The organism is Streptomyces sp. 184 (assembly GCF_045781775.1).
Taxonomy (GTDB): domain Bacteria; phylum Actinomycetota; class Actinomycetes; order Streptomycetales; family Streptomycetaceae; genus Streptomyces.
The window spans coordinates 2,386,902-2,410,822 of sequence record NZ_CP123230.1; the positions used below are offsets into that span (position 1 = coordinate 2,386,902).

Annotated in this window: 25 protein-coding genes; 7 read left to right on the forward strand and 18 right to left on the reverse strand. The window is 72.1% G+C overall.

Annotation, left to right across the window (positions count from 1 at the left end; genetic code table 11):
• Positions 1-152 precede the first annotated feature (152 nt).
• Positions 153-1,334: a zinc-dependent alcohol dehydrogenase gene (locus tag QBL21_RS10220; RefSeq protein WP_407561768.1), complete on the reverse strand. Its 1,182-nt coding sequence runs from the start codon at positions 1,332-1,334 to the stop codon at positions 153-155.
• A gap of 136 nt (positions 1,335-1,470) precedes the next feature.
• On the reverse strand, positions 1,471-1,734 hold the full coding sequence (locus QBL21_RS10225) for a GlsB/YeaQ/YmgE family stress response membrane protein (RefSeq protein WP_407561769.1): 264 nt from the start codon (positions 1,732-1,734) through the stop codon (positions 1,471-1,473).
• 248 nt (positions 1,735-1,982) lie between these two features.
• Here QBL21_RS10225 and QBL21_RS10230 point away from each other — a divergent pair, with 248 nt between their 5' ends.
• The 3 genes from QBL21_RS10230 (at position 1,983) to QBL21_RS10240 (ending at position 6,500) form a co-directional block, all read left to right on the forward strand.
• Positions 1,983-4,337, forward strand: a complete 2,355-nt coding sequence (locus QBL21_RS10230; RefSeq protein ID WP_407561770.1) for a molybdopterin oxidoreductase family protein — start codon at positions 1,983-1,985, stop codon at positions 4,335-4,337.
• A gap of 109 nt (positions 4,338-4,446) precedes the next feature.
• The gene (locus QBL21_RS10235; RefSeq protein WP_407561771.1) at positions 4,447-4,869 is read left to right on the forward strand and encodes a CBS domain-containing protein; all 423 of its coding nucleotides are present in this window, start codon (positions 4,447-4,449) and stop codon (positions 4,867-4,869) included.
• Positions 4,870-4,934: 65 nt separating this feature from the next.
• Complete coding sequence (locus QBL21_RS10240; protein ID WP_407561772.1) at positions 4,935-6,500, forward strand: MFS transporter; 1,566 nt, start codon at positions 4,935-4,937, stop codon at positions 6,498-6,500.
• Between the two features lie 28 nt (positions 6,501-6,528).
• Here the strand turns inward: QBL21_RS10240 and QBL21_RS10245 are convergent, their stop codons facing one another.
• Positions 6,529-8,058, reverse strand: coding sequence for an FAD-dependent oxidoreductase (locus QBL21_RS10245; RefSeq protein ID WP_407561773.1), 1,530 nt, complete (start codon positions 8,056-8,058; stop codon positions 6,529-6,531).
• 597 nt (positions 8,059-8,655) lie between these two features.
• Between QBL21_RS10245 and QBL21_RS10250 the strand changes: the two genes are divergently transcribed.
• A complete protein-coding gene (locus QBL21_RS10250) occupies positions 8,656-10,155 on the forward strand; it encodes an MFS transporter (protein ID WP_407561774.1) in 1,500 nt (499 codons plus the stop codon).
• Positions 10,156-10,261: 106 nt separating this feature from the next.
• On the opposite strand, the gene QBL21_RS10255 is transcribed toward QBL21_RS10250, so the two are convergent.
• The 11 genes from QBL21_RS10255 to QBL21_RS10305 form a co-directional block, all read right to left on the reverse strand.
• Positions 10,262-10,537: a gas vesicle protein K gene (locus tag QBL21_RS10255; RefSeq protein WP_407566369.1), complete on the reverse strand. Its 276-nt coding sequence runs from the start codon at positions 10,535-10,537 to the stop codon at positions 10,262-10,264.
• 11 nt (positions 10,538-10,548) lie between these two features.
• Positions 10,549-10,833: a gas vesicle protein gene (locus tag QBL21_RS10260; protein ID WP_407561776.1), complete on the reverse strand. Its 285-nt coding sequence runs from the start codon at positions 10,831-10,833 to the stop codon at positions 10,549-10,551.
• On the reverse strand, positions 10,830-11,615 hold the full coding sequence (locus QBL21_RS10265) for a GvpL/GvpF family gas vesicle protein (RefSeq protein WP_407561777.1): 786 nt from the start codon (positions 11,613-11,615) through the stop codon (positions 10,830-10,832). Before QBL21_RS10265 ends, QBL21_RS10260 begins: the two co-directional genes overlap by 4 nt.
• Positions 11,612-11,974, reverse strand: a complete 363-nt coding sequence (locus tag QBL21_RS10270; RefSeq protein WP_407561778.1) for a gas vesicle protein — start codon at positions 11,972-11,974, stop codon at positions 11,612-11,614. Before QBL21_RS10270 ends, QBL21_RS10265 begins: the two co-directional genes overlap by 4 nt.
• Positions 11,971-13,008: an SRPBCC family protein gene (locus QBL21_RS10275; protein ID WP_407561779.1), complete on the reverse strand. Its 1,038-nt coding sequence runs from the start codon at positions 13,006-13,008 to the stop codon at positions 11,971-11,973. The genes QBL21_RS10270 and QBL21_RS10275 overlap by 4 nt, the downstream gene beginning before the upstream one ends.
• Positions 13,001-13,636, reverse strand: coding sequence for a DNA primase (locus QBL21_RS10280; protein WP_407561780.1), 636 nt, complete (start codon positions 13,634-13,636; stop codon positions 13,001-13,003). Before QBL21_RS10280 ends, QBL21_RS10275 begins: the two co-directional genes overlap by 8 nt.
• Positions 13,633-13,896 carry a gas vesicle protein GvpG gene (locus tag QBL21_RS10285; protein WP_407561782.1) on the reverse strand — a complete coding sequence of 88 codons (264 nt, stop codon included), beginning with the start codon at positions 13,894-13,896 and terminating at the stop codon, positions 13,633-13,635. Before QBL21_RS10285 ends, QBL21_RS10280 begins: the two co-directional genes overlap by 4 nt.
• Positions 13,897-13,899: 3 nt before the next feature.
• Positions 13,900-14,676 (reverse strand): GvpL/GvpF family gas vesicle protein, encoded by a 777-nt coding sequence (locus QBL21_RS10290; protein ID WP_407561783.1) that lies wholly within the window; start codon positions 14,674-14,676, stop codon positions 13,900-13,902.
• On the reverse strand, positions 14,673-15,116 hold the full coding sequence (gene gvpJ, locus QBL21_RS10295) for a gas vesicle protein GvpJ (RefSeq protein WP_407561784.1): 444 nt from the start codon (positions 15,114-15,116) through the stop codon (positions 14,673-14,675). Before gvpJ ends, QBL21_RS10290 begins: the two co-directional genes overlap by 4 nt.
• Before the next feature lie 45 nt (positions 15,117-15,161).
• Positions 15,162-15,476 carry a gas vesicle protein GvpO gene (gene gvpO / locus QBL21_RS10300; protein ID WP_407561785.1) on the reverse strand — a complete coding sequence of 105 codons (315 nt, stop codon included), beginning with the start codon at positions 15,474-15,476 and terminating at the stop codon, positions 15,162-15,164.
• Positions 15,477-16,089: 613 nt separating this feature from the next.
• A complete protein-coding gene (locus tag QBL21_RS10305) occupies positions 16,090-16,479 on the reverse strand; it encodes an ANTAR domain-containing protein (RefSeq protein ID WP_407561786.1) in 390 nt (129 codons plus the stop codon).
• Between the two features lie 213 nt (positions 16,480-16,692).
• Between QBL21_RS10305 and QBL21_RS10310 the strand changes: the two genes are divergently transcribed.
• The 3 genes from QBL21_RS10310 (at position 16,693) to QBL21_RS10320 (ending at position 18,885) form a co-directional block, all read left to right on the forward strand.
• On the forward strand, positions 16,693-17,487 hold the full coding sequence (locus QBL21_RS10310) for an SDR family oxidoreductase (RefSeq protein WP_407561787.1): 795 nt from the start codon (positions 16,693-16,695) through the stop codon (positions 17,485-17,487).
• A 193-nt stretch (positions 17,488-17,680) separates the two neighbouring features.
• A complete protein-coding gene (locus QBL21_RS10315; protein ID WP_407561788.1) occupies positions 17,681-18,346 on the forward strand; it encodes an HAD family hydrolase in 666 nt (221 codons plus the stop codon).
• Complete coding sequence (locus QBL21_RS10320) at positions 18,343-18,885, forward strand: isochorismatase family cysteine hydrolase (protein WP_407561789.1); 543 nt, start codon at positions 18,343-18,345, stop codon at positions 18,883-18,885. Before QBL21_RS10315 ends, QBL21_RS10320 begins: the two co-directional genes overlap by 4 nt.
• 248 nt (positions 18,886-19,133) lie before the next feature.
• On the opposite strand, the gene QBL21_RS10325 is transcribed toward QBL21_RS10320, so the two are convergent.
• The 4 genes from QBL21_RS10325 to QBL21_RS10340 all read right to left on the reverse strand — a co-directional run bounded on the left by QBL21_RS10325 (position 19,134) and on the right by QBL21_RS10340 (position 23,409).
• Positions 19,134-19,451, reverse strand: a complete 318-nt coding sequence (locus tag QBL21_RS10325; RefSeq protein WP_407561790.1) for a hypothetical protein — start codon at positions 19,449-19,451, stop codon at positions 19,134-19,136.
• Between the two features lie 251 nt (positions 19,452-19,702).
• Complete coding sequence (locus QBL21_RS10330; RefSeq protein WP_407561791.1) at positions 19,703-19,996, reverse strand: hypothetical protein; 294 nt, start codon at positions 19,994-19,996, stop codon at positions 19,703-19,705.
• Positions 19,997-20,030: 34 nt separating this feature from the next.
• Positions 20,031-20,222: a hypothetical protein gene (locus QBL21_RS10335; protein ID WP_407561792.1), complete on the reverse strand. Its 192-nt coding sequence runs from the start codon at positions 20,220-20,222 to the stop codon at positions 20,031-20,033.
• A gap of 190 nt (positions 20,223-20,412) precedes the next feature.
• Positions 20,413-23,409: a CARDB domain-containing protein gene (locus tag QBL21_RS10340; RefSeq protein ID WP_407561793.1), complete on the reverse strand. Its 2,997-nt coding sequence runs from the start codon at positions 23,407-23,409 to the stop codon at positions 20,413-20,415.
• Between the last annotated feature and the right edge of the window lie 512 nt (positions 23,410-23,921).

The following is a 23,921-nucleotide window of genomic DNA, read 5'->3' on the forward strand; positions in this document are numbered from 1 at the left end:
GCCGTAACCGGCGCGTTGACCGCTCGCCGACCGGTCCCACCGGCATCTCCTCTCCGGAGACCACGGGCGCGCTCACGGCAGCGGCGACCGCTGCCGAGCCTGTGACCGGCATCGACGCGGCAGCGGCCGGGCTGCCACCCGAGCGCGTGGGTTCAGGGCTTCAGCACGACCTTCACCGCGCCGTCGGCCTTCTTCTGGAACATGTCGTACGCGTCCGGTGTGCGCTCCAGCGGCATGTGGTGGGTGGCGAAGGTGTCGACGCCGAGGACGTCCTCGCCCTCCAGCAGGGGCAGGATGTCGGGGATCCAGCGGCGGACGTTTGCCTGGCCGAAGCGGAGCTGGATCTGCTTGTCGAAGATCATCAGCATCGGCATCGGGTCGGCCGCGCCGCCGTAGACGCCGGTCACCGAGACCGTGCCGCCGCGGCGGACCATGTCGAGGGCGGTGTAGAGGGCGGACATCCGGTCGACGCCGACTTTGCCGGCGAGTGGTTCGGCGAGTTTGCCGGGCAGCAGGCCGGCGATGGTCTGCATGAGCTTGCCGGCCGGGCTGCCGTGCGCCTCCGCGCCGACCGCGTCGATCACGGCGTCGGGGCCGCGGCCCTGGGTGAGGTCGCGGACGGCGGCTGCCACGTCCTTCTCCTCGCGCAGGTCGATCGCCTGGGCGCCGCGTTCGCGGACGCGCCGCAGGCGCTCGTCGACGAGGTCCACGCCGATGACCTGTCCGGCCCCCTGGTGCAGTGCGATGCGGCAGCACATGTCGCCGATCGGGCCGAGGCCGATGACGGCGACGCTGCCGTCCTTGGGGACGTCGGCGTAGGCCACCGCCTGCCAGGCGGTGGGCAGGACGTCGGAGAGGAACAGGTAGCGGTCGTCGGCCGGGCCCTCGGGCACCCGGACGGGGCCGTAGTGGGCCTGCGGGACGCGCAGGTACTCGGCCTGTGCGCCGGGCACGGCGCCGTAGAGCTTGGTGTATCCGAAGAGCTGGGCGCCCATGCCGTGCTCGCGTACCTGGGTGGTCTCGCACTGTGTCTGGAGACCCTGGCGGCACATGTGGCAGTCGCCGCAGGCGATCTGGAAGGGTACGACGACGCGGTCACCGGGAGTGAGGTCGGGGACTTCGTCGCCGACCTCCTCGACGATGCCCATGGGTTCGTGTCCCAGGATGTCGCCCGGGGTCATGAACGGGGTCAGGATTTCGTACAGGTGCAGGTCGGAGCCGCACAGTCCGGACGAGGTGACCTTGATCACCGCGTCGGTGGGGTGCCGGATCGACGGATCGGCGACCTCCTCGACCCGTACATCTCGCTTGCCGTGCCATACGACGGCTTTCATCGGCTCACCTCCGGAGTCGGTACGTGTGCCACGCCCGGGTACCCCGATCGGCGGCAGGGAACGTCACCCGTCCGCGGCCGGGACGGTAGCGGAGAGTGAACCGGCCCGGAGGGTGCGCTGCCGACAAGGCCGCTGATCAGCGGCGGAGCTTCACCCGGTCGACGGCGGCGACGCCGAAGGCCGCCAGGGCGATCTGGAAGAGCCATTCCACCCAGTCGACGCCGTCGGTGTTCGCGACGCCGAACCCGGCCGCGACGGCGGTGCCGATGAAAGCGGCCACGATGCCGACCGCGATCGTCCACAGCACCCCGATGTGCTGGCGCCCGGGGAGGACCAGCCTGCCCAGCAGGCCGATGACGATGCCCACGATGACGGCGCTGATGATGCCGGAGATCTCCATGGATTCCCTCCCTGTGCTGGTTCGTAGGCCGTCCGTGTTCCCCGCCGGGACGGGAGCAGTCCGCCGATCTTCGAACATTTGTTGGAACTGGGGTGCGGCGCGCGCGGGGCCGGCGCGCGGGACGGCGGTGTGCGGCCGGCGTTCCGCGGTACCCGGCGGGCGTGGACGGACGCCGGCCGAGCCTCACGGGTCAGGATCCGGCGGGGGACCGAGGAGGACCGGCGCGGCCGGCACGGCAGGGAGACGCGATGACGAGCAGGACGGACGACATCTGGGGCACGCGCACGCCGTACGCCGGCGGCGGCACCTGGCCGGAGCGGGTGGACCGGTTCCTGACGGTGGCCGAGGCCCGCGTGGAGCGGTGGGTGCCGTCCGCCTGCGTGCTGTGCTCCAACGGGTGCGGCATGGACGTGGCCGTCGCGGGCGGCCGGATCGTGGGCGTACGGGGCCGGGCCGGGGACCGGATCAACCACGGCCGGCTCGGCCCCAAGGGCCTGTACGGGTGGCAGGCGAACCACGACCGCGAGCGGCTCACCGACCCGCTCGTCCGCGGCAGCGACGGTGAGCTGCGGCCCACCGACTGGGACACCGCCATGGCCGCCGTGACCACCCGCTCCGCCCGGGCGCTCGCCGAGCACGGCCCGCAGGGGCTCGCCTTCTACACGTCCGGCCAGCTCTTTGCGGAGGAGTACTACACGCAGGCCGTCATCGCCCGGGGCGGCATCGGCACCCCGAACCTGGACGGCAACACCCGGCTGTGCACCGCGACCGCCGAGTGGGCGCTCATCGAGAGCTTCGGCAGCGACGGCAACCCCGGCTCGTACCGGGACGTCGACCTGTGCGACACCCTCTTCCTCTGCGGCCACAACGTGGCCGAGACCCAGACCGTGCTGTGGTCGCGGATGCTGGACCGGCGGCGCGGCCCCGACGCGCCCCGCCTGGTGGTGGCCGACCCGCGGGCCACCCCGACCGCCCGCGAGGCCGACGTCCACCTCGCGCTGCGCCCCGGCACCAACGTGGCACTGCTGAACTCGCTGGTCCACGAACTGATCGAACACGGCTGGACCGACGAGCAGTTCGTCACCTCCCACACGGTCGGCTACGACGCGCTGCGCACCGTCGTCGCCGACTGGCCGCCGGAGCGGGCGGCCGACGTGTGCGGGGTGGACGCCGCGCTGATCCGCGAGGCCGCCGCCGTCATCGGCACCGGCCGCCGGCTGGTCTCCACGGTGCTCCAGGGCGTCTACCAGTCCCACCAGGCGACCGCCGCAGCCGTGCAGGTCAACAACATCCACCTGCTGCGAGGCATGATCGGCCGCCCCGGCTGCACGGTCTTCCAGATGAACGGCCAGCCCACCGCCGAGAACACCCGCGAGACCGGCGCCGACGGCACCCTGCCGGCCTTTCTGAACTGGCAGAACGAGGCCCACGTCCGGCGCATCGCGGAGGCGTGGCACCTGGACGAGGAGCAGATCCCGCACGACTCGCCGCCCACCCACGCGATGGACATCTTCCGCCGCTGCGAGGAGGGGGCGGTCAGGTTCCTGTGGGTGACCGGCACCAACCCGGCGGTCTCCCTGCCCGAGTTGCACCGCATCCGCGAGGTCTGCGGACAGGACGGGCTCTTCCTCGTCGTCTCCGACGCCTTCCGCACCGAGACCACCGCGCTGGCCGACGTCGTGCTGCCCGCCGCGATGTGGGGCGAGAAGACCGGCTGCTACACCAACACCGATCGCACCGTGCACCTGTCGGAGAAGGCCGTCGAGCCGCCGGGCCGGGCCCGGCCGGACTTCGAGATCCTCCTCGACTACGCCCGCCGCATGAACCTGCGCGACCGCGACGGCCGCCCGCTGCCGCCGTGGACCGAACCCGAGGAGGCATGGCTGGCGTTCACCTCGCTGACCCGGGGCCGCCCGTGCGACCAGAGCGCGCTGACGTACGAGCGGCTGCGCGGCGCCGGCGGCATCCAGTGGCCGGTGACCGCGGAGGCGCCCGACGGCACGGAGCGGCTGTACGCCGACCACCGCTTCCCCACGCGGGCCGACGTCTGCGAGGACTACGGCCACGACCTGGCCACCGGTGCGCAGCACGGCCCCGGCGCCTACGCCGCGGGCGATCCCGAGGGCCGCGCGTTCCTCAAGGCGGCGGAGTACGTCCCGCCGGAGGAGGACGTGGACGACGACTACCCGCTGTGGCTGACCACCGGCCGCAGCGTCCACCACTGGCACACCCGTACCAAGACCGCCCGCGTCCCCGAACTGAACGCCGCCGCACCGGACGTGTGGGTCGAACTCTGCCCCGACGACGCCCGGGACCGCGGCATCCGCGACGGCGACCTCGTACGTGTGGCCTCCCGCCGCGGCGTGCTGGAGGCCCCCGCGCTGCTCGTCGGCCGCCGCCCCGGCGTGGTGTTCGTCCCCTTCCACTACGGCTACTTCGACCAGCCCCTCCCGCACCGCCGCACCCGCGCCGCCAACGAACTCACCCGCACCGCCTGGGACCCGGTCTCCAAGCAGCCGCTCTTCAAGCACACCGCCGTACGTGTCGACAAGGCCGGCCCGGTGCCGGCGGACGGGCGGCCCGCCCCGCCGGGCAGGCAGTGACGGTCCTGCGGAAACCGCGCACCGGCAAGCGCGAGTCGACCGCGCCCCAACGGGTACCGGGGCGGTTCGGACGTGACGGCACGGCCGTCACCCACTCAGGAGGAAGACCATGGCAGATCAGCAGGTACGCACGGTCATGACCCGCGCTCCGGTCGCGGTGGGGGCGCTCACCGCCGTCACCGAGGTGGCCCGCAGGATGCGCGACGACGACATCGGCGCGATCCTCGTCACCGAAGGCGACGAGCTGCGCGGGCTGGTCACCGACCGCGACCTCGTCGTGCGCGTCCTCGCCGAGGGCAAGGACGCCGGCGACACCACCGGCGCGGACGTGTGCAGCGGGCAACTCGTCACCGTCACCCCCGACGAGCAGGTGGACCGCGCCATCGAGCTGATGCGCGAACACGCCTTGCGCCGGCTGCCGGTCGTCGAGAACGGCGACGTCGTCGGCATCGTGGCCCTCGGCGACCTCGCGGTGGACCGCGACCCCACGTCCGCGTTGAGCGACATCAGCGCCTCCAGCCCCAACACCTGATCCTCCGCGCCCCGTTGGCAGGTTGATCGCGGTTGACGCCGACGGTCCTGGTAACCCGGGGGCACATGGATGCAGAGGCCAAGGACAACGACGTCACGCCCTCCCTGGATCCCGCGGCCCGGAAGCGCCATCCGCTGCTCTTCCGGGTCCTGCTGGGGAAGTTGCGGCCCAGATGGCGACGCGGCGACATCACCGTCACCGAGGAGCCGGAGGTGCGGCGGGCCGTGCGTGCCGCGGCGCTGGGCAATGCGATGGAGTGGTTCGACTACGGCATCTACGCCTACCTCGCCGTCACCCTCGGCAACGTCTTCTACTCCGGCGCCGGCGACGGCACGCAGACGATCCTGTCGCTGGCGACGTTCGCGGTCTCCTTTGCGGTACGTCCGCTGGGCGGGGCCTTCTTCGGTCCGCTCGGTGACCGGGTGGGGCGGAAGAAGGTGCTGGCGCTGACGATGATGCTGATGGCGGCGGCCACGTTCTCCATCGGTCTCATTCCCAGCTACGACACCATCGGCCTGTGGGCGCCGGCGCTGCTGATCCTCGCCCGGCTGTTGCAGGGGTTCTCCACCGGCGGTGAGTACGGCGGTGCGGCGACGTTCATCGCCGAGTACGCGCCGGACAAGCGGCGCGGCTACTTCGGCAGCTTCCTGGAACTGGGCACGCTGGCCGGCTACATCGGCGCCTCCGGGCTCGTCCTGGTGCTCACCGCCGGCATCGGCGACGACGCGATGGGCTCGTGGGGCTGGCGCATCCCGTTCCTGATCGGCGGGCCGCTCGGCGCGGTCGGCCTCTACCTGCGGCTCAAGCTGGAGGAGACCCCCGCCTTCCTCAAGTCCGAGGCGGGCAAGGCCCAAACGGAGGAGGCCGCAGGGACCGCCGGGAGCCCCGAGGCCGGCGCGGCCTCCGAGGCCGGCGGAGAGCGGGCGGCCCGGGGGCCGGAAAACTCGCCGCAGGAGCTGAAGCAGATCGTGGCGCGGCAGTGGCGGACCCTCCTGCTGTGCATCGCGCTGGTCGCGGCGTACAACGTGGCCAACTACATGCTGCTCACCTACATGCCGACGCACCTCACCGAGGCCCTGGACTGGCCCCGGACACAGCAACTCGGCGTCGTCATCGTCACCATGGTCGCGATGATCGCCGTCGTCACCACGGTCGGGCGGCTGAACGACCGCGTCGGCCGCAAGCCGCTGCTGATGGCCGGCATGGTCGGCTTCCTCGTGGTCACGGCTCCCGCCTACCTCCTGGTCCGCGAGGGCTCCGCCGTCGCCGTCCTCGGCGGCATGCTGCTGCTCGGCGGCAGCCTGATCTGCCTCCAGGGCACCATGTCGGCGACGCTGCCCGCACTCTTCCCCACGGACATCCGGTACGGCTCCCTCTCCATCGGCTACAACATCTCCGTCGCGGTCTTCGGCGGCACCACACCGGCGGTCATCGAAGCGCTCGTCCAGGGCCTCGGCACGTCGATGGCGGCGGCGTACTACACGATGGCCTTCGCCGTCGTCGGCATCGTCTCCGTGGCGCTGCTGAAGGAGACCGCCGGCCGGCCCCTGGAGGGCTCCCCGCCCGCCGTCGCCACGGAGGAGGAGGCCGCGGAGCTGATCCGCGAACAGAACAGGGACACCGCCCTCTGACGCCGTATCAGGGCCGCGCCGGCGCGCGTCACGCCTCCTCGCGCGACTCCTCGCCGTCGGCGGGGCGCAGCGGGCGGGTGGCGGGCCCCTGCAACACCTGCCCGTCGACGTCGAAGCGCGATCCGTGGCACGGGCACTCCCAGGTCGTCTCCGCGTCGTTGAAGCGCACGAGGCAGCCCAGGTGGGTGCAACGGGCCCGGACGCGGTGCAGCTTGCCGTCCGCGTCGCGGTGGACGGCGACGTGGCCCGTGCCGTGGCGGACGACGGCGCCGCCGCCGCGCGGCACGTCGTCGGCGGAGGCCGCCGTGGCGCCCGGCAGCCGGTCGCCGGCGAAGTGCCGGACCACGTGGGCCTGGTTCTGGAGCAGGTGCGGACCCTCGCGGAGCGGGTGCAGCCGGCGCGGGTCGTACAGCCCTGCCCAGGGCGGCTCGTCGCCGGTGAGCAGCCCGGTGAGCAGCCGGCCGGCCATGACGCCGCCGCTGATGCCCCAGCCGGCGAAGCCGGTCGCCACGTACAGGTGGCGCGCGCCCGGGTGCAGCCGGCCGACGAAGGGAACGTGGTCGCCGGTCCAGTTGTCCTGGGCGGCCCAGCCGGCCGCCCGCTCCGTGCCCGGGAAGTGCTCGTCCGTCCAGCGGTTCAGCCGCTCCAGCCGCGCCCGTACGTCCCGGGCGCCCGGCGTGAACTTCTCGCCGGTGACGATCAGCAGCCGCCGGCCCGTGCCGTACGGGGCGGTGCGCGCCGAGCGCGTGCGCTGCTCCTGCGTGAGGTACATGCCGCCGGGGTCGTCGGCCTCCGCGATGACACGGGTGACGACCAGCTCGCGCTGCGGCCTGAGCCGGGCGAAGAGCAGGGCGCGGTCGAGGATCGGGTAGTGGGTGGCGACGACGACGTCGCGCGCCCGCAGCCGGGTGCCGCCGGCCGTGGTCAGGACGCACGGGTCGGCCGCGGAGACCGAGGTGACCCGGGAGTCCTCGAAGACCAGCCCGCCCCTGGCCGCCAGGTCGTCCGCCAGCCCCAGGAGGTACTTGCGGGGGTGGAACTGGACCTGGTCGTCGAGCCGGACCGCGGCCCGCACCGGGAACGGCGGTCCCGTCGTCCCGTCGCGGTCGACGAGTTCCACGGCCAGCCCGGCCTCGGCCGCCGCCTCGGCCTCCTCCCGCACCTCGGGCAGGCTCTCGTCGCTCTGCGCGTACGTGAAGGCGGGCGCCCGCTCCAGCTCGCAGTCGATCCCCAGCTCCGCGCTGAGGTCGGCCACCCGGCGGACGGCGTCGGCCTGCGACTCGGCGAAGTGCCGGGCGGCGGTGCGGCCGTGCGCGCGCCGTACGTTCCGGTACGCCTCGCTGTGCAGTGCCGACAGCTTCGCGGTGGTGTGGCCGGTCACCCCCGCGGCGATCCGGCCGGCCTCCACCACGGCGACGGACAGGCCGGCGGCGGCCGCCTCCCACGCGGTGGAGAGGCCCACGACACCACCGCCGACCACGGCGAGGTCCACCTCGACCCCGTCACGCAGCGGCGGTCGTGGTTCTCCGGGCGCGGTTTCGATCCAGTGGCTCGTCATATGCGTCGCTCACCTTTCCGGCCCCGGGCGCCCGCTGCTCGCGCCAAGCCCTATGAGGCCGACTTCCGTGCATGGCGGGGTGCGTTGGTGCCACGTCCGGTTACCCCCGGGGGAGCGGGCCACGCACGTCCTGAAGAGCCGGAGCGCGGATGCGAATTTTGTACGTTTGATCCTGAATAAGGATAGCCGACGACGAGGCCGGCCGACCGAACGAACGCGCAGCCGGGGAGGCACCATGCCGAGCGGTCCGAGCCGCAGTCCCGCCCCGGCGTCCCCTCGGGCCGCGGAGGCGGACTCCACCGCCGCGGCGCCACGGCCACCCGTCCCCGCACGGGGCCCGGCTCAGGCGCGGGCCCCGGCGCCTCGAACGGCGGGTGAACGGCTCGCCCTCACTCGCACGGCCGAACCGCCGCCGCGGTCCGGTCGCACGGCGGCGGGCGCCTGTTTGGGGTCACGGCCGGGGGAAACCCGATCGCCGCCGGACGAACGGGACCGCGCGCGGATCATCGGTGTGGAGGAGGCGACACAGGTGGTTGCTCCGGGAGTGGACTCCGAACGCCGTGCCACCGCCCGGCGACGGCCGAACGCGGTTTCGCCGTGAGCGCCGGCGCGGCGGCCGACCGGCCGCGCGGCGAGGGCCACGAAGCGGGCGTCGTCACCACCGACGTACCGGCCCGCCTGGACCGGCTGCCGTGGTCGCGCTGGCACTGGATGGTCGTCTTCGGCCTCGGCACCGTCTGGATCCTCGACGGCCTCGAAGTCACCATCGTCGGCAACCTCGCCGGCCGGCTCTCCGAGGAGGGCAGCGGGCTGGACATCAGCGCCTCCCAGGTCACCGGCCTCGCCGCGGCGCTGTACGTGGCGGGAGCCTGCTCGGGGGCGCTGTTCTTCGGCTGGCTCACCGACCGGTTCGGGCGCCGCAAGCTGTTCATCATCACCCTCGCGGTCTATCTGGCGGCCACCGCGCTCACCGGCCTGTCGTTCGACTCCTGGTGGTTCTTCCTCTTCCGCTTCCTCACCGGCTTCGGCATCGGCGGCGAGTACGCCGCCATCAACTCGGCCGTCGACGAGCTGATCCCGTCCAAGTACCGCGGCCGCGTCGACCTCGTCATCAACGGCAGCTTCTGGCTCGGTGCGATCGGCGGCGCGCTCCTGTCGATCGTCATGCTGGACACCTCGCTCTTCCCCGCCGACATCGGCTGGCGCCTGACGTTCGGGTTCGGGGTGGTGATGGGCCTGATCATCCTCGTCGTCCGGCGGCACGTGCCGGAGTCGCCGCGGTGGCTGTTCATCCACGGCCGGGGCGAGGAGGCCGAGAAGCTGGTCGCGGGCATCGAGCGGGAGATCGAGGCCGAGAAGGGCACGGGCCTGCCCCCGCCCGCCTCCGAGATCACCATCCGGCAGCGCAAGAGCACAGGGTTTCTCACCATCGGCCGCACGGTCTTCACCATGTACCCGCGCCGCACCGTGCTGGGCCTGGCCCTCTTCGTCGGGCAGGCGTTCCTCTACAACGCCATCACCTTCGGCTTCGGCGAGATCCTGACGCAGTTCTACGACGTGGCGAGCGACCGGACCGGCTACTTCTACGCGGTCATCGCGCTCGGCAACTTCGTCGGCCCGGTGCTGCTGGGGCCGCTGTTCGACACCGTGGGCCGGCGCCCGATGATCTCGGGCACGTACCTCTCCAGCGGCCTGCTGCTCTTCGGCACCGCCTGGCTCTTCGAAGGCGGCCACCTCTCGGCGACGACGCTGACGGCGTGCTGGTGCGTGGTGCTGTTCTTCGCGTCGGCCGGGGCCAGCAGCGCGTACCTGACGGTCAGCGAGATCTTCCCGATGGAGACGCGGGCCATGGCGATCGCCTTCTTCTACGCGATCGGCACCGCGGCCGGCGGCATCAGCGGCCCGCTGATCTTCTCCGAACTCACCAAGTCCGGGAACGTCGGCGACACCGCGCTGGCCTTCCGGATCGGCGCCTCGCTGATGACGGTGGCGGGGCTCGTCGCGGCGCTCTTCGCCGTGAAGGCGGAGCAGCGCTCGCTGGAGTCGATCGCGCGCCCGCTGTCCGAGGTCCCGGCGGCCGGGGACCGCTCCGGCTGACCGGCACCGGCCGGGGCCGGCCGCGGGGGAGCGGCGGGGGAGCGGGGGCAGGCGCAGGCGGCGAAGCCGCCGCGGTGCACGGCGAAGGCGCGGTGCACCGCGGCGGCTAGCGGGGGTCGTTCACGTCGTCGATGAGGTTGCCCAGCGGACCGAGGTCGAGGCCCAGGTCGCTGCGCGAGATGCCGTGCCGCTCGCACAGCTCGTCCATCGCCTCGTCCAGGCGCATCAGGGTGAGCCCAACGCGCTCCTCCTGGTCCTCGCTCAGGCCGCCGGCTTCGAAGCGGCGTACGGCCTGACGTTCCATCAACTGGCGCAGCAGCTCCACGACCGTGAGCACCAGCGAGGCGAGGTCGCGCTGCGCGGTCTCCGGGTCGAGGTCCATGCGGCGGGTGGTCACGGCTGCTCCTTCCGGCCCGCCGGCCGGAGCGGCTCGCCGTCCAGCCACGGGGAGTCCATCGACTCCCCGATGGAGCTGAGGAGGGCCTGTAGCCGGATACGGACCAGGTCGACGTCAGCGATGCGCAGCGTGAGGTCCCCGGCGATGACCACGCCGGTGCCCAGCAGCCGGTCCAGCAGATCCACGAGGCTGATCTGCCGCTGCGCCCCCGGCTGCGGGCTGGCGTGGCCGGACGGCACCGGCGGCGCCGGGGGCGCGGGTCGTGGAGCGGGGGCGGTCACCGTACGGCCTCCGGGGCGGCGAAGGAGTAGGGCGCCCAGGGGCCGTTGACCTCGACGCGTACGCCCGGCAGGGACGACTCGCGGGCACAGGTGAGGAACTCGTCCTCTCGCTCGCGGGCGACGAGGTACGAGGCGTTCAGCACGTTCCTGCCGTCGGCGGCGGCCAGCTCGCCGTCCTGGGGGCGCAGCAGCCGGTCGGCCTCGGCGACCTGGGAAAGCTGGGCGTGCAGCAGCCGGCAGGCGCGGCTCGTCAGCTCCCACACCTGCTCCTTGCGCTCGTTGCGCCGCACACGCTGCCGCAGGTAGTCCCGCCCGGACGGGCGGCCCTCCGGGCGTGCGGCCGGGCGCTCACCCGAGGGCTCGGACGCCGGTCCGGCCTCGGCCACCCGCTCCTCCAGATAGACCTTCACGCCCCACTCGATCAGGCCCTTCAGCCGGTCAAGCGAGCCGGTGAGACGGTCGTGGTCGTCGGCGAGCATGCGGCGTACGCCGTCCTCGTCGCGGTAGACCACCGCCATGCGCAGCGGCAGCACGGAGCCGCCGGCGGAGACGGCGTCGACGACCTCCTGGTGGGCGCGTGCGGTGCGCTCCAGCCAGCCGATGTCCTCCAGGTGGGCGCGCAGCGGTTCCTCGTCGAAGTCCGCGGCCGGCACCGGGCTCCACACGGCCGCGAGTCCGTCGTGCTCCAGGGCGCGCACGGGCGCGTCGGCGACGCCCCGCAGGCCCTCCGGCGGCCGGGCGCCGGAGGGGGCGACGGCGTAGAGGTAGGCAAGTTCGCTCACTTCGCGGCCTCCTTCTTGCCGCTCCTGCTCTCGGTGCTCGCCTCCAGTGCGGCGATCCGCGACTCCAACTGCTCGTTGCGGGCCTCCAGCTCCTCCGCGCGCCGGCCGACCTCGCGGCGGCGGGCGCCGGAGGAGAGCGCGGGGTCGTCCTCCCACCAGTCGATCCCCATCTCCTTGGCCTTGTCGACGGAGGCAACGATGAGCCGGAGCTTGACGGTGAGCAACTCGATGTCGAGAAGGTTGATCTGGATGTCACCCGCGATGACGATGCCCTTGTCGAGGACGCGCTCCAGGATGTCCGCGAGGTTGGAGCCGCCGCCCCCGCCGTAGGGCTCGGGGACCCGGGACGCGGTGGTCATCGCCCGGCCCGCTCGTACTCGACCTCTTCCTCCTCCTGCGGCTCCTCGTCCTCGTCCTCGTACTCCTCCTCGTCCTCGGCCCGCGGCTCCTCGTCGTCCTCGGCCCGCGGCTCCTCGTCGTCCTCGGGCGCCTCGTCCTCCGCGCGCTCCTCGACGTCCTCTTCCTCGACGTCCTCGTCCGCCACGCCCTCGTCCTCTTCGGCCGCGGCCGCCGCCTCTTCCTCCTCGGCGACCTCATCGTGGCTGCGGACGAGCTCGCCTTCGCGGATCTCGCCGCGCCAGCCGCCGGTGGCCTCGCCCTGCATCGAGATGTAGCGGGCGAAGTGCTTGAGGTCCAGACGCACCCGGCGGCCCTGGGCGCGCCAGATGTTGCCGGTCTTCTCGAACAGCCCCTTGGGGTAGTACTCGACGATCAGCAGCACGCGGGTGAGCGCGGGCCCCAGCTCGTGGAACGTGACGACGCCCTTCGTGGTGCCCTTGGCGCCCTCCGAGCTCCAGACGATGCGCTCGTCGGGAATCTGCTCGGTGGTGGAGGACTTCCAGCTACGGCTGGAGACGAAGATCTTCGCCTGCCAGTTGGACTCGGTGTCGCCGGTCGCCGACGCGCTCTTCACGCCCTTGGTGAACCGGCTGAACTCCTCGTACTGCGTCCACTGGTTGTACGCCTCGCGCACCGGGACGCCGACGTCGACCTGCTCGAAGATGGTGGTGGGCCGGTTGCCGCCCTTCGAGGACCGCTTGCCGCCCAGCGAACCGAGTTTGCTCATCACCGTGTCCTTGACTTTGCCGGCGCCGGCCTTCAGCGCCATCTTCCCGATGGAACCGCCGCTGGGCATCAGGTCGCCCAGACCGCCGCCGCGGCCCTCGGCGACGTCGTTCAGCCGCGAGGTGGTCTGACCGATCTTGTTGCCCGCGTTCGCCGCGAGCTGCTGGAGCTGCGCGGTGGCGTACGACTGGAGCGCCGAGACCAGGCGATCGGCCTGCGGGCTGCTGGTCACCGACTTCAGTACGGAGGGTGCCTTGGAGTCAGCCACGGCGTCCGCCCCCTCCGGTACCGGAGGGCTTCCGGGAGCCGGCCGTCTTCTTGGCAGAGGACGCCGTCCGCTTCGCGCCCGAGGCCGTCTTCTTCGCCGGCGCGGCCTTCTTCCCGGCCGACGACTTCTTGGCGGCGGTCTTCTTGGCCGCGGTCTTCTTGGCCCGGGCCGGCCGCTTGCGAGGCTCCTCCTCGGCGTCGTCCCGGTCCTCGGGTTCCGGCTCGTCGCGCTCGGCCCCCTCGTCGTGGACGTCGTCGTCGCGGACGTCGTCGTCGCGCTCGGCCTCGTCGTCGGCCTCGTCCCGCCCGACGCCCTTGAGCCGGTCCTGCAAGCTCTGGGTGCGACCTTCGAGGCGGTCGGCGATGCCGCCGATCTGCCGGTCGACGAGCGCGCCGGTCGCCGCCTTGCCGACCCCGCCCAGCTCGGTGCGCAGTTGGTCGCGCACCTCCTTGAACTGCGGGTTCTTGTTGAGCTGCTCGGTCAGCAGCGAACCCAGTGCCTGCGGGTTCAGCGGCAGCTTCTTACCGGCGACCATGCCGGCCACCGTCAGCGCGAACTTGGCCTTCTTGGTTCTGCCCAACACGTAGCCGGCGCATATCGCCAGCGCCAGCGGAAGCCGATTCGTCATGGCTGTGTCCGTCCTGTGTCATCGAGGTACCGAGTCGACGGCTGCTCCAGCCGGCTGAGCAACTCGTCCTCCCTGCGATCGAATTCGTCCTGGCCGATCTCGCCCGCGTCCAGCCGCTCCGCCAGCGCCGACAGCTCGCGCTGCACGACGGCGGGGTCGGAGTACTCCCGCTCGGCCTGCTCGGCCACCTGGCGCAGCACCCACAGCGGGCCGCGGATCGGTGCCGCGGGCAGCTTCAGCAACTCGCTCAGCAGGCCCACGGTTCACTCCCGGCCGGCCGGAGCGACCCACTGCCCGGCCTGCTGCTCCTGCGCGCCGGGTGCGGCCTCGGCGAAGCTGTACGCCGGCAGCGGCCCGTACGCGCGCACGTCGATGTGCGGCTCGGCGGCACCGAGCCGGCCCAGCGCGTCGGTGAACTCGCCGATGCCGTCCTCGGGCACCAGGAACGAGATGTTCGCCAGCCATGCCTCGTTGCCCGGCCCCGGGCTGACCGCGTTCGCGTACGGCTCCAGCGCCTCCTGGATCCGCCGGGCGTCGACGGCCTCCCGCTCGCGCACGGCGTTGGCCATCAACTCGCCCAGCCGGATGCGCTCCTGGTAGCTGACGTCGCCGCGCTCGCGCTGCGCCTCGTTGAGCGCGCGGAGCTGCGGCTCCTCGCTCAGCACCACGCGCAGGATCTCCTCCTCGCGGTGGGCCGCCTTGACGTTGAACTCCTTGTGGCCCTCCAGGGCGTCGAGCCGCTCGCGGAAGTGCTCGGCGCGCTCCGCCAGCACTCTGCGTACCGAGTCCTCGTCCTGCGCGAGGCAGCCGAAGCGCAGCGGCAGCACGCCACCGGAGACCCCGGCGGCGGTCAGCACCGCCTGGTGCGCCATCAGGTCCCGGCGCCGCGGCTTGAGGTCTTCGGGGGCCGCGCTGACCAGCGCGGCCAGCTCCCCCTCGGCCACCGAGCGGACGGTCCCGGGCGGTTCGCCCACGCCGGGGGTCTCCTCGGGCAGCGGCTCGTGCTCCGCGCGCACGAATCCGTATACGTAGATGCTCACTCGTCCCCCTCCTTCGCTCGGCTGGAGCTGCGGCGGCGGGCGGGCTGCTTCTCGCGCTCGCCGGAGCGCTCTTCGGAGCGCGAGCGGCCCTGCGAGACGGCGTCCGAGAGGGTCTCCGCGGCACCGGCGAGCGCGCCCTTGGTCTTGCCCTTGGAGCCGCTCTCCACGGTGTTCTCGAGAATCTCGGGCAGGCCCTGGCTCTTGTTCGGCCCGGCCTCCAGGTTCAGCCGGCCCGCCGCCTCGGCGAACCGCAGATAGGTGTCGACGCTGGCGACGACCACGCGGACGTCGATCTTCAGCAGCTCGATGCCGACCAGCGAGACGCGAACGAACGCGTCGATCACCAGCCCGCGGTCGAGCACCAGCTCGAGTACGTCATAGAGGCTTGAACTGGAGCCACCTCCACCACCGCCTGTGTTCTGTGCCGGCACTACGGTCATGTCGCCGTCCTTCCTTTGCAGGTGAGCCTTCGTCCGTCGGTTGCGTCACTGGGGATCCGGCCTGCCGCGCTCGTAGCGGCGGAGGCGCCGGTAGCCGGTGAGCTGACCGTCGGGGTCGGCATCGACCTCATATGTGGCGAGCAGGCTGGTGGTGTCCGGGACGCGGGGGACCTCCAGCACCTCTACGTGCAGGGTCCAGCCGTCGTCGCCGTTGCGGGCCAGCGAGGAGACTCCCTCCGCGGTCAGCCCCGTCAGCTCACCGAACTGCTCGCGCACGACGGACACCACGCCCGCCGAATTCGTCGCGCTCCGCTTCGTATCCGAACGGGCCTCGTCCTTACCGTTCCTCTTCTCACTCATGACTGGCTTCGAGTGGCCGCTGAGGCCGCGGCCAAACAACGTTTTCGCTCCGCGTCGCACGCCGAGTTGGAGTACGTCTGCTTTCCACGGGTTTCGGCACACGGGCCGGCGCAGGTTCCGGGGCGGTACGGCGCGGTCGACGCGCGTCGTACGACGAAGTCCACCGCGACCTTCGTGCGAGCGGCGGACGTCAGCGACAGGAACACCGCCTTGCCGTGACGATGCGCCACGCCGTACGGGCCCTGCACGCCGCCCTCTTCGAACAGGGTCTCCCGCAGGCGGCCCGGGGCGGCGCCGTCGCGGGCGAACCGGCCCGGGCCGCAGCGGGACTCCGCCGCCCGCGGGCCGTCGCGCGGACCGTCCTTTGCAGCAGCAGCCGCGCCTCGACGAGCCGCGAGCGGTACCGGCGGCACCGCTCGGCGATGAACTCGTACGGCTCCCGCAGCAGCGCGAGCGTGCTCTCGGGGGTCCTCTCCCGTGGGAGTCCGGGCATCGTCTTCCCTTCCGCCGTGCGGCAAGATCGCCCGCCACGGGTACCCCCGCCCGGGCGCCGCCCAACCGGCGACCCCGGCCCGGACGGCGGACCCGGCAACGCGGGCTCCGGGGAGCGGGGCTAACGGGCCTTGCTCATGGCTCGGCGCAGGGGGATCCGCAGGTCCTCCGGGACCGGCCGACCGGTTGCGGAGGCGATGAGGGCTTCGGCGACCCGCCGCAGCGGGGTGTTGGCGTGCTGGGAGGTTTCGAGCAGTATCTGCCACGCCTGGTCCTCGTCCGCCCCGAGCATCGCGATCAGCACGCCGCGCGCCTGATCGACCACCGGTCGGCTCTCGATGGCCTGTTTGAGCTGCGCGTTCTCCTCGCTCAGTTCGATCAGCCGCCGCGCGACGTGGGTGAGCAGATCCGAAGAGATCTCGTCGTCGGCAGCTTTCTCCACTTTCACGGCGAGGTCGTCGGGGGTGGGCAGGCCGTCGGAGGGGCGGTTCGGTGAAGGGGGACGTCGCATAACGGTCCTCATTCCCCGGCCCGGCACGGTCATGGCCGCGAGTTCCGGCACGCGGCCCGGGTTTCCCCGCCCGGGAGGGCGTCACCTGCGAGCGCTCCCCGGCGGCGACCGGGAACGTGTCGTCGTCCCGTACGGACGGCCACCTGGAGCAACCCGGAGCATGGCCCGGTTGCGCGCGGGTACACACACCTTCCGCGAGCCGAAGGGGATGTCATGCCCGAGACCCGGGCCGCCGTCGTCACCGGGGCCGACTCCGGCATCGGACGGGCCACCGCCGTACGCCTGGCCGAGCTGGGCATGGACGTCGGCATCACCTGGCACAGCGACCACCGCGGCGCCGAGGGGACAGCCGAGGAGGTGCGGGCGCAGGGGCGCCGGGCCGCCGTCGCACGGATGGACCTCACCGACCTGCCCGGCGCGGCGGGCGTCGTCGGCGACCTCGCCGACCGGCTCGGCCGCCTCGACGTGCTGGTCAACAACGCCGGCACCGGCACCGCCACCCCGTACCTGGACATGGCGTACGACCAACTGCGCGACGTGCTCGACGTGGACCTCGCCGGCCCGTTCCTGTGCGGCCAGGAGGCCGCCCGGCGGATGGTGCGGCAGGGCGACGGCGGACGCATCGTCAACGTCACCTCCGTGCACGAGCACCAGCCCCGCGTCGGCGCCGCCCCGTACTGCGCCGCCAAGGGCGGCCTCGGGCTGCTGACCAAGGTGATGGCACTGGAGCTGGCGGAGCACGGCATCACCGTCAACGCCGTCGCCCCCGGTGAGATCGCCACCCCCATGACGGGCCAGGAGGACGACGACGTACGCGCCAAGGACCGCCCCGGCGTCCCGCTGAACCGGCCGGGCGACGCCCGCGAGGTGGCCGCCGTGATCGCCTTCCTCGCCGGCCCGGAGTCCTCGTACGTCACGGGCGCCTCCTGGGCGGTGGACGGCGGCATGCTCCAGATGGGTCCGATGGCCGGCTCCCACCTGACGGGCGACGAGTGGCGCATCCCCTGACCGCGCGCGGCCCTCTCGGCCCTCTCGGCCCCCTCGGCCCTCTCGGCCCGTTCGGCTCGCTCGGCCCGTTCCGCGGCGTGGGAGCGGCGGGTTTCCGCGACGCCGGGGCCACGATGTCCTACGGCTCGCGCGCGCTGCCGTCCAGGAGCGCGGAACGGGCCCCGACCCGCGACCCCCGACCAAGGAGCCGTTCGTGCCACGCGCAGCCCTCTTCGACGTCGACGGCACCCTCGTGGACAGCAACTACCTGCACGTCGCCGCGTGGTGGGAGGCGCTGCGCCAGAGCGGCCACGACGTGCCGGCGACCGCCATCCACCACGCCATCGGCCTGGGATCCACCGACCTGCTCGACCACCTCCTCGGCGAGCACCGCGACCGCGACCAGGACGACACCATCACCCAGGCGCACAAGACCCTCTACGCCACGCACTACGAGAGGCTGACCCCGCTCCCCGGCGCGGGGGACCTCCTGCGCGCCCTCGATGCCCGCGGCTGGCGCATCGGCCTGGTCACCTCCGCCGACGATCGCCAACTCGCCGCCATGCGGGAGGCCGTCGGCGCGGACGAGGTCATCCGGGACACGGCCAGCTCCGCCGACGTGAGCCGCGGCAAACCGGCGCCGGATCCGCTGCGGCACGGGATGGAGCTGGTCGGCTCCGAGGCGGCAGACACCGTCTTCGTGGGCGACTCCGTCTGGGACATGCGGGCGGCCTCCCGCGCCGGCATCACGGCCGTCGCCCTGCTGTCCGGCGGCATCCCGCGCGCCGACCTGGAGCGCGCGGGCGCCCGCGAGGTCTACGAGGACCCGTCCGACCTGCTGGCCCGCCTCGACGACAGCGCCTTCGGCGGGGCGTCGTGACCCGCACGGCACTCATCGTCACCGACATGATCAACACCTACGAGCACGAGGACGCCCACCTGCTCCTGCCGTCCGTGCGCGAGGCCCTGCCCGGTATGACGCGGCTCATCGAGCGGGCACGCCGGGGCGGCGTCGAGGTCATCTACGTCAACGACAACTTCGGCCGCTGGCGCTCCCACCACGACGAGCTGCTGGCCGCCGCGCTGCACGGCCCGTACGGCGACGTGGTCGAGCCGATCCGCCCCGACGACGACTCGCTGTTCGTGGTCAAGGCCCGCCACTCGGCGTTCTACCAGACCCCGCTGGAGTACCTGCTGCGCGAGCACGGCGCCGGCGGCATCGTCCTCTGCGGCCAGGTCACCGAGCAGTGCATCCTCTACTCGGCGCTCGACGCGCACATCCGCCACTTCGACATCACCGTGGCGCGGGACGCCGTCGCGCACATCCACCCCGATCTCGCCGACGCCGCGCTGCGCATGATGGAACGCAACATGAGCGCCCGCGTCTGCACGTCGGCGGACCCGGACCTCCCGCTCTGACCGGCTCGCGAGATCGGCCGGCAGAACGGGATCGGGCGCGTCTCGGAACGCGGGCGCCGCCGGCCGTCCGCCGGGTCAGGCGGCACCAGAACCGCCGGAACTCTCCGTGCGCACCATGAACATCCGACGAAGGCGATCCGCGGAAACGTGCCGGGTCGATCGGGCGCATACGGTCGCGAGCATGAGCCGTCCCGCTTTTCACCCTTTCGCGAAACTCGACCGGCGGCGCAGGGGCGCCGCCTCCGCGGTCACTGCCGAAGTTTTCTGACGTACTCCGGGACCGGCAGGACGGGGCTGAGGCCCGCGGCCGTATGGGCGGGCCCGTAGACGCTGCGAATGGGGACGACACCGGCCCAGCACTTGTTGCGCTCGACGTCGTAGATCCCGTCGCCGACATCGCCTTCGCGGACCTTGGCGGCGGCACCGGTGATCTCCAGTTTGATCAGCGAGGTCCAGCCCTCCTCGCAGGTGCTGGGCCGGCGGACCGCGGTGTCCGCCCAGCGGCCGGGCGCGGGGAGCCGCCGCCCTGGCCGGAGGTCACGGTCGAGACATGGCCGACGTGGCACGTGTAGTCGGCTCGGAGGATCGCGCCGACGGTCTATCTGCGGTAAGGGAGACGCCGGTCGTCTTCCCTTCCTCCGACAGACCGGTGCCGGAGATCGACAGGGTCTCCGTGGAGAACTTTCCGCCCGGCGGCCTTCCGGAGACGTACGTCCGCCCTGCTCAGCTCGGTGATGGCCGGGGCGACGGGTTCGGGCACGGCTCACTCCTGCGGGCGCGGTTACCGGCCGCGGGGCCGGGGCGGCCGTTGCGCTCCTCACCCCGGGCCTCGGCGCAGGGCATCCGGTACCGCCGGTCGCCTGAACCACCGGGGCGGGGCCGTACGGGCCACCCGCTCGACCGGGGCGGCGGGCCGCCCGGCGGATCGGTCAGCCGCGCCCGTCGCCGTCCGGGTACCGCCGGTGCCGCGCCCGGGCCCGGTCCGTACGAGCAGCCACTTCGGCTTCCCGCCGGAGCCGCCGCCCCGGCCGCCGCCGCGGAAGCGGGTGAGCGCGTACCGGCCGTGCAGCTTGAAGACGGCGTGGGCGAGGGCGAAACCGGGGGAGGCCACCGCTGGGCCCGCTCCGGTGTCGCCACCGGCGCGCTCAGTTCACGCTGCGGATGATGTGCGGCTCCGGCTCGGCCCGACCGTCCGGTACGTGCGGGCCGTAGGCCAGCGGACCGTCGGTGCCGGCGTGTGCGGCGGCCCCGGGGTCGAAGCGGATCCAGCCGTCGTGCGGCGGGATTTCGTGGACGTTCGTTTCGTCACGGGTGAGCGTGTGCTCCGTGGCGACCATGGTGGATGCGCCTCGATTCGTCTGCTTGAACCTTCTTCGGGACCGACGTTTCTCCGGGTTCCCCGGCCCGCCGCCTGGAAACGGAAGGCCGGCGCCCGCACGTGGCACGCAGTGCCGCCGCCCGGCCCTGGGGGCAGGACCGGGCGGCGGTGTCTTCGTTTCGGCGGTGGTTACCGCCGGGGGCAGGGGGTCAGGAGGTGGAGGACCTGTTCGGGCAGGTCTGGTTGATCACGAACTGGGAGCCGGGTTCGACCAGGATGTTGCCGTCGGCCGAGTCGGTGATCGTGACGTTGCACAGTGACGCGCTGCCGCGGGCTCCGCCGTGTGCGCGCACGCCTGCGCCGTTGTTGGATTTGGAGATCCTGACGTTGTTGATCTTCACGTCCGGTGTGGTGCCGCCGCCGGACTTGAACTGGATGCCGTCGTAGGTCGAGTCCTCGATGTCGGTGTCGCGGATGGTCACGCCGGGGATGGGCTGGCTCTGTGCGAAGAGCGTGATGGCGCCGAACTCCTGGGCTTCTCCCCAGAACGCGCCGCCCGTGCGGTAGAGCCCGTTGTTGGCGATCAGGGTGGTCCCGGAGAAGGGCAGCGGGTCGTGGTCGGTGGCCAGCATGATGCCGGGGTAGTTCGCCGTGTCGTAGACGAGGTTGTTCTCGATGGTGTTGCCGTAGCCGCCGTAGACCGCGATGCCGTTGGCCCGCCAGGGCAACTGGATGGTGTTGTTCCTGAAGTGGTTGTCGTGCGCGACGTCCACGGACTGGTCCTTGACGTACTTGTTCGCCCAGACCGCGAGCGCGTCGTCCCCGGTGGTGCGGAAGGAGGAGTTGAACACCGTCGAGTTCCGCGACCCGTTGGTGAAGTTGATGCCGTCCGCGTAGGTGTTGCGGATCCGCATGCCGGTGAACTCCAGGCCGTCGGCCGGCCCCCACAGTTCCGGGATGTTGTCGTAGTCGCGGCCGACCCAGGCGCCCACGTTGGCGTGCTCGATCCACACGTTGGAGATCTTGGTGCCCTTGCCGAACCGGCCGTTGAGGCCCACGCCGCCCTCGGCGCCGCCCGGGCCGCCGCGGATCCGGCCCGAGCCGAAGATGGCGATGTCGGAGATCTGCGTGTTGCTGTCGATGTCGAAGCCGAAGTTGCCCTCGTGGGGGTGGTTGATGCCGCCCGCGAGGTGCGGTTCGGTCAGGGTGTAGAGCTGCGAGTGCCACATGCCCGCGCCGCGGATGGTGACGTCCTTGATGCCCACCTGGTTGTACTGCCCGCGGTTCAGCGGGTCGTCGGTGAGGATCTTCTGCTCCTGGCGCCACTGCCCCGCCGGGATCCACACGCAGCCGATCTCGCCGTTCTGGTCGGCGGTCACGGCCCGCTGGATGGCGGCGGTGTCGTCGAGTCCGTCGCCCGGTACGGCGCCGTAGTTCGTGATCGAGGTGCACCCGCTGGGCTGGCTCGACGGGGGTGCGACCTGCTCCAGGTCGATCAGGTCGATGATGTAGAACGCGGCGGAGTCGGACGCGTCGCGCTGGAGCCTGAACTTGGTGCCGGCCGGATACGTGGTCGACAGCAGCGCGTTGGACTCGTCGAACAGCCGGCGGGCGTCGGCCTGGGGCGTGTTGGTCAGCGCCTCGGGGCCGTCGGTGTTGCCGTAGAGCCAACTGTGCTTGGAGGACAGGGTCAGCTTCCTGGAGAAGGTGTCGTTGATGTAGAGGCTGATGGTGGCCTCGGTGCCGCCGCCGCCCGGGGCGTCGGGGATGGAGTTGCGCACCACGATGGAGTTCGATGCGCTCGTCGAGGTGAACTCCACGAACTGGCCGGTGCTGTTCAGCCGCACCGACTTGCGGCCCGACGACTCGCTGGCGAAGTTCGTGTGCCCGAAGGTGCGCTTCGGGTCGGCCTCCAGCAGCGTGCCCTGGTAGCGGCCGGCCTCCGCCTCGTGTTCCACGTACGGGACGGCCGCCCCGCGCCCGACCACGATGGAGCGCGCGAAGGAGTTGTTCGACTCGTTGGTCTCGGTGACGACGTTGGTCGCGTCGGCCGTGGCGGTGAGGGTGGCGCCGCCGTTGGTGGCGGTCCAGCTCCCGCTGACGGGCACGGTGACCGTGGCGCCGGCGGCGACGGCCGGGGTGTTCCCGTTGAGGGTGGTGCTGCCGGCCGTCAGCCGGGTGACCGTGGTGGCGCTCACCGCGCTGGTCCCGCGGTTTGTGACCGAGACGGTGAAGGTGACCGAGGCGCCGGGGGCCGGGTTCGCCGGGTTGGAGCTGATGCCGGTCACCTGGAGGTCGGGGCCGGGGCTCTGGCCGACCACGAGCTGGTTCGCCGCGGTACGGCTGTTGTTGTCGTCGTTCTGCTCGATGACCGTGTTGGTGGGGTCGACCAGCCCGGTGACGGGGTAGCTTCCCTCCGCCCGTCTGCCGACGTCCACGGTGACGGTGGTCGACGCCCCCGCGGCGAGCGCGTTCACCGGCGCGCTGCCGGCGACCTGCCCGCCGACGCTGATGTTGACGGTCGTGGCACCCGCGGCGGCCGAGCCGGCGTTCTGCACCGTCGCGTTCACCCGGATGGTGTCGCTCTCCGTCGGGTTGGCGGGCGTCCAGGACAACTGGGTCACGGTCAGGTCGGGGTTGGGCGCCGGGGTGCCGATGACCTGGAGGTCGCCGACCTGGCCGCCGGGGGCGCCGGTGTTGGAGAAGAACGTCAGCCGTAGGTCGGCGACGCGCCCGGTGACCGGGATCGTCACGGTGTTCTGGTTGGTCGACGGGTTGAAGCCGTAGTCGGCCCGGGCCTTCAGCGAGGTGAAGCCGGTGGCGGACTGCTGGCGGCCGAGGATCTGGAGGTTCTGCGTTCTGGGGCCCCAGATCGGGTCGGGGTTGAGCCTGATCACGACCGAGGTGATGTCGGCGTCGGAGCCGAGCTTCACCGTCAGCGACGAGGGATACCCGTTGGACTCCCAGTAGGTGCCGACGTTGCCGTCATTGGCGTTGGACGCCACGTACTGCTGGGTCGTGGAGGTCGCCTCGATCGGCTTTCCGGCGGCGAGGTCGGCCGCCGCGGCGGCGTTGCGGGAGTCCTCGGCGCTCGATCTCTCCGGCGGAGCGGCGGCGGAGGCTGCGGTGGGCAGAATCCCGAAGCTGATCAGGACGGCCATGGCCATGCCAATGATCAGCCGCCAGCCGTGTTGTTTCCGTTTCATAGTGGCCCTCGGTTCCGTGAGAACGACAGTGCGAGTGCGGGTGGCCGCGCGCGGCGGCCTCGGCCGGTGGATCGGGCCGGGCCGCGTCGGCTGTGGTGGACGGAGCGGAACGCTTGCCATGAACTTGCAGAGATGATCTCAAGAGCTTGAGTGATTCAGTCCATCTCTTGCATGGGGGGCAGTCAAAGAGTTCTGCGGTGCCATCGACTTGTCAACGGTTTCTGCACGACGGAGTACGGCTTGTGTGGCGGGTACTTGACCGCTACCCCGGGCGCGGAGGGCGCTCGGACGGGGGAGCGGGGCGCAGCGACGACTCCCGTCCGTGCTGTGGTCAGGTCAACAGGACTCTGCAATTCTTTAACGTATGAGCGCAGGATCCTGCGTACGCCAAGATCGAGTAGCCGGGTTCACCCACGGGCTCGGCCGTGCCCGCGGAGCGGGGGCGGGCCATGGCCAAGGAGGTGTTCCAGCGGACGCGTCGCCGGGGCGGCGGGCACCGTCGCGGAGCCCGG